Annotated in this window: 3 protein-coding genes; 2 read left to right on the forward strand and 1 reads right to left on the reverse strand. The window is 48.8% G+C overall.

Annotated features, from left to right (window positions below; translation table 11 throughout):
• Together AC1WIP_RS13215 and AC1WIP_RS13220 are read left to right on the forward strand one after the other, a co-directional pair.
• Positions 1 to 1,353: glycogen synthase (locus tag AC1WIP_RS13215; RefSeq protein ID WP_481142266.1), on the forward strand; the 1,353-nt coding region annotated here is incomplete at its 5' end.
• 18 nt (positions 1,354 to 1,371) lie between these two features.
• On the forward strand, positions 1,372 to 3,033 hold the full coding sequence (locus tag AC1WIP_RS13220; protein ID WP_481142267.1) for a putative polysaccharide biosynthesis protein: 1,662 nt from the start codon (positions 1,372 to 1,374) through the stop codon (positions 3,031 to 3,033).
• A gap of 4 nt (positions 3,034 to 3,037) precedes the next feature.
• Here AC1WIP_RS13220 and AC1WIP_RS13225 read toward each other — a convergent pair.
• Positions 3,038 to 3,536: NFACT RNA binding domain-containing protein (locus AC1WIP_RS13225; RefSeq protein ID WP_481142268.1), on the reverse strand; the 499-nt coding region annotated here is incomplete at its 5' end.

Raw genomic sequence — 3,536 nt, forward strand, 5'->3', positions numbered from 1 at the left:
GATAAGGAGTATTTTGACGTCAGGGTCATTCTTCCCAAATATACCTGTATGAAACAGGAAATGAAGGATAAACTGAGGTACGTCACAAATTTTTATCTGGATTTCAACTGGAAAAGCGTGTATGTAGGAATTTTTGAGGCCCAAGAGGAAGGCGTACACTATTACTTTATTGATAATGAAGGCTATTTCGGCGGATTCAAGCCTTATTGTGATGACGCCCGCTTTGAGATCGAAAAATTTGCCTTCTTCTCAAAGGCAGTGCTTTCCGTGCTTCCGGTTATCGGTTTCCAGCCTGATTTAATCCACTGCCACGACTGGCAGACAGGACTGATTCCCGTCTATCTGAAGGAACGCTTTCATGACGGCGACTTTTTCCGCAATATCAAATCTGTGATTACCATACACAATCTGAAATTCCAGGGAAAATGGGATGTAAAGACAGTGCAGAGCATCACGGGACTGCCTCCTTACTATTTCACCCCTGATAAGCTGGAGGCATACAAGGATGCAAACCTGTTAAAGGGAGGCATTGTTTTTGCGGATGCGGTGACCACTGTGAGCAACACCTATGCGGAGGAGATCAAGACACCTTTCTATGGAGAGGGGCTGGACGGTCTTCTGCGTGCCAGAAGCAATTCTCTGAGGGGAATTGTGAACGGCATAGATTATAACACTTTCAACCCGGAAACAGATCCTTATATTACAAGACAGTACAATGCTGTGAATTTTCGAAAGGAAAAGATAAAGAACAAGAGAGCCCTTCAGGAGGAGCTTGGCTTAAAGCAGGACGACAAAAAGATGATGATCGGCCTGGTTTCCCGGCTTACGGATCAGAAGGGGCTTGATTTGATTGCTTATGTGATGGATGAGCTGTGTCAGGACGATATTCAGTTTGTGGTTTTGGGAACGGGTGAGGAGCGCTATGAAAATATGTTCCGTCACTTTGACTGGAAGTACGGAGACAAGGTATCTGCCAATATTTATTATTCTGATCCATTGTCTCATAAGATTTATGCCTCCTGTGACGCCTTCCTGATGCCCTCCTTGTTTGAGCCCTGCGGCTTGAGCCAGCTGATGGCCCTTCGGTATGGCACAATTCCCATTGTGAGAGAAACAGGTGGGCTAAAAGATACGGTGGAGCCGTATAATGAATATGAGAATACGGGAACGGGCTTCAGCTTTGTCAACTACAATGCCCATGAGATGCTGAACACCATACGCTATGCGGAACGCATTTATTATGACAGAAAGCGCGAATGGAATAAAATTGTGGACCGCGCAATGGCGGTAGATTTTTCCTGGACGGTGTCTGCGCGTAAGTATCAGGAAATGTACGACTGGCTGATAGGATAAAAGTGAGAAGTGTGAACTATGAGTGACAACGGCGGCAGAAAAAATAACTTTGTAATGCAGGCGGGAATTCTGGCCGCTGCAGGAATCATAAGCAGGATTATAGGGCTCCTTTACAGGAGCCCTTTGACGGAGGTCATCGGGGAGCTGGGGCTGGGATATTATCAGGCGGCATATGGATTTTACACCATTATTCTGCTGATTTCCTCCTACAGCATTCCCTCGGCTATCTCTAAGGTAATCGCCCAGAAGCTTGCGCTTCGGGAGTACCGCAATGCGCACAGGATTTTTCTGTGCTCTATGGCATATGTATTGGTGGTTGGCGCCGCAGCCAGCCTGTTTTTGTTTTTTTGGGCCGGTATCTTTGTAGAAGAAGCGGCTATCCCTGTGCTGCGCACCTTTGCTCCCACTATTTTTGTTTATGGTATCCTGGGTGTGCTGCGGGGATATTTTCAGGCACATAAGAGCATGGCCCAGACCTCAGTGTCCCAGATTTTGGAACAGATAGCCAACGCGGTGGTGAGTATAGGCGCAGCCTATCTTCTCATTAACGGTTTTATGGGGACGATGGAGGTTCCTGCAGATACGGAGGGACAGGTAAGGAGAGCCACCTATGGCGCTGTTGGCAGCGCCATGGGAACGGGAATGGGAGTGCTTGCAGCTCTTTTGTTTATGGCGGCCATTTATGGGCTGAACCGAAAAATCATAAAGCGCAGAATCAGGAACGACAGGCACAGACAGGTAGATTCCTGCGGAGCGATTTTAAAGACCATAACGGCTGTGGTAACGCCCTTTATTTTAAGCACTGCCGTGTACAATCTCAGCGGGACGGTGAATAACGCAGTGTACACGAAAATCCTTCCTGCAATGAAGGAGCTGGACACAGTGGTGCTATACTCCAACTGGGGTATTTTTTCCGGGCAGGCCATGACCATTTCCAATATTCCCATTGCCTTTGCCTCCGCTATGGCTGCGGCCATGATCCCTTCGGTGGCACAGCTGATGGCGGCGAAGGATATCCAGGGAGCCAGGCATAAAATCGGCGTGGCGGTGAAATCTACCATGTTGATTTCCATTCCGTCGGCGGTAGGGCTTTTTGTGCTTGCAAAGCCGGTGACCTATCTTTTGTTTCCAAGATCCGAGGAGGTTGTAAATCTGGCGGCAAGACTGCTGATGACGCTGTCGCTGTCGGTTGTGTTTTATGCGCTTTCTACGTTAAACAGCTCCATTCTTCAGGGATTGGGAAGAGTGAATGCTCCCATTGTCAATGCCTCTATTGCACTGGTGCTGCAGACGGCAGCGGCCATCGCTCTGCTCTTTTACACAGATTTGGATTTGTACAGCATGGCCATCGCCAATACGGTCTATTCTGGAGCCATGTGTATCTTAAACCAGATTTCCGTGAGGAGAGCAGTGGGCTACAGACAGGAGCTGTTAAAAACCTTTGTGATCCCCTTGATTGCCTCCCTGTTTATGGGGGGGACAGCCTGGGGCGTCTATGAAGGGCTGCTTGCGCTCACCGGCTCCATGCGGATTTCCGTGATTCCGGCCATTGGCATAGGGGCGTGTGTCTATTTTGTTCTTTTGATCGTGCTTCGGGGGATTACGCAGAAGGAGCTTTTGGGCTTCCCCAAGGGATATCTTTTGGTGAAGGCGGCAAAGAAATGCCGCCTGTTAAAGTAAAAGATCAGTCGTTTACCAAAGTAAGGGCGGAAATGTCACATTCTGCCATAAGAGAATAATTGGTATAGTACACTACAAAGCCGGGCTTGGCTCCAGCCGGCTTTTTAATGTGCTTTTTTTGAACATAGTCAATTTCCACCTTGTCCTGTCCCCGTCCCTTGGAATAGTAGGCGGCCAGACTCCCCGCCTCCTCGAAGGTACGGTCAGGAAGCTCTTTTTCGCCCTCGGCCTTTACGATCACATGGGAGCCGGGAATCCCCTTTGCGTGAAACCACCAGTCGTTTCCAGAGGCAAACTGAAAGGTAAGCTGATCGTTCTGAAGATTATTTTTCCCCACATAAATATGAAAGCCGTCGCTGCTGATGTAGTGTAAGGGCCTGCTTGTGAGCTTTGCCTTTTTGGCGTTTCCTTTTTTGCGGATATAGCCGCTCTGGGCCAGCTCCTCTCTGATCTGGGCCAGATCAGCCTCGGAAAGGGCGATGTCGAGGGCCGTGCTGATGGAC

It is taken from the genome of Acetatifactor sp. (assembly GCF_982438285.1).

Coding starts and splice junctions, on each gene's coding strand:
- AC1WIP_RS13220 (WP_481142267.1), top strand. CDS start 1,372: ATGAGTGACAACGGCGGCAGAAAAAATAACTTTGTAATGCAGGCGGGA.